The organism is Zoogloea sp., assembly GCF_023150065.1.
Lineage (GTDB): Bacteria > Pseudomonadota > Gammaproteobacteria > Burkholderiales > Rhodocyclaceae > Zoogloea.
Genome location: NZ_JAKLLN010000065.1, coordinates 1 through 1,646 on the forward strand (window position 1 = coordinate 1; position 1,646 = coordinate 1,646).

The following is a 1,646-nucleotide window of genomic DNA, read 5'->3' on the forward strand; positions in this document are numbered from 1 at the left end:
GCTACCACGCTGCGCTGGTGAAGGGCACCGATGTGGACAAGCCGCGGAATCTGGCCAAGAGCGTGACGGTGGAGTGAGCACCTTCAATCGCCGTAATCACCCATTTTGATTTTCTGAGAGGTAAGGATGTCGCGACGGTATTTTGGTACGGATGGCGTGAGAGGGTGCGTTGGTCAGGCGCCCATCAAGCCCGATTTCTGCATGCAACTGGGCTACGCCGCAGGCAAGACGCTGGTGGCCCATGAGCATCTCCGCCCGGGCGAACACCCGGCGGTGATCATCGGCAAAGACACCCGGATTTCCGGCTACATGCTGGAATCCGTACTGGAGGCCGGGTTTTCGGCGGCCGGGGTGGACGTCTATCTGGCTGGCCCGCTGCCCACGCCCGCCATTGCCTACCTCACCCGCGCCCTGCGTCTGCAGGTGGGTGTCGTCATTTCTGCCTCCCACAACCCGTTTGAAGACAACGGCATCAAGTTCTTCTCCGCGGCAGGCACCAAGCTCCCCGATGCGGTGGAACTGGAAATCGAGTCCCGCCTCGATGAGCCCATGGGCTGCGAAACATCCGCCAAACTCGGCAAGGCACGGCGGATCGACGACGCCCGGGGGCGCTACGTGGAGTTCTGCAAGAGCACCTTCCCCAACGAACTCGATCTGCGGGACATGAAGATTGCGCTCGACTGCGCCCACGGCGCCGCCTACATGGTGGCCCCAAAAGTCTTCCACGAGCTGGGGGCCGAACTCTTCGTGGTCGGCGCCGAGCCCAACGGCATGAACATCAACGACAAGGTCGGCGCCACCTCACCGCAGAGCATCCGCGACGCAGTGCTGAAAAGCGGTGCAGACCTTGGCATCTCCCTGGACGGTGACGGCGACCGCATCGTCATGGTCGACGCCGACGGCGAAGTGTACGACGGCGACAAGATCCTCTACGTGATCGCCAAAGCGGCTCAGCTCAGCGGGAAACCCGTGCCCGGCGTGGTCGGAACCCTGATGAGCAATCTCGGCTTCGAGCACGCCCTGGCACGCCTCGGCATCCCCTTTGCGCGAGCCAAGGTGGGCGACCGCTACGTACTCGAAGTGCTGCACGAAAAGGGCTGGACACTGGGCGGCGAAAACTCCGGCCACATCATCTGCCTGAATCATCACACCACCGGGGACGGCATCATTGCCGGCCTGCAAGTGCTGGCCGCCCTCAAGAGCCACGGCCTGACGCTGAAGGAAATCTGCGCCGATCTGGTCTTCTACCCGCAGAAACTGATCAATGTGCGGATCCAGCCCGGGTTCAAATGGGCTGCCAGCGAAGCCATTCATGCGGCCGTGGCCGCTGCCGAAGCCGAGCTGGGCGACACGGGCCGCATCCTGCTCCGCCCCTCCGGCACCGAGCCCCTGCTACGGGTGATGGTGGAAGGGCGCGATGGCGACCAGGTCTCCCGGCTCGCCCATAGCCTGGCGGAGGTTGTCAAAGCCGCCGCAGGGTAAGCCCAGATCCCGGACTAGAAAAGCAGCAGCGTCGGCCCCGAACACGACCGCTGCCCCACCTTGTAGGGGCGACTTCAGTCGCACACGTGAATCGCCCCGGGTTTCGCGGAGGCTCCCACTCTTGAGAAGATGGAGCCATGAAGAAGACAACGAAATACGCCCCG

At 63.4% G+C, this 1,646-nt stretch carries 1 protein-coding gene; it reads left to right on the forward strand.

Annotation, left to right across the window (positions count from 1 at the left end):
* Positions 1-126: 126 nt before the first annotated feature.
* Positions 127-1,482, forward strand: a complete 1,356-nt coding sequence (gene glmM / locus L6Q67_RS23385) for a phosphoglucosamine mutase (protein WP_296575867.1) — start codon at positions 127-129, stop codon at positions 1,480-1,482.
* Positions 1,483-1,646 lie beyond the last annotated feature (164 nt).

Coding starts and splice junctions, on each gene's coding strand:
- glmM (WP_296575867.1), top strand. CDS start 127: ATGTCGCGACGGTATTTTGGTACGGATGGCGTGAGAGGGTGCGTTGGT.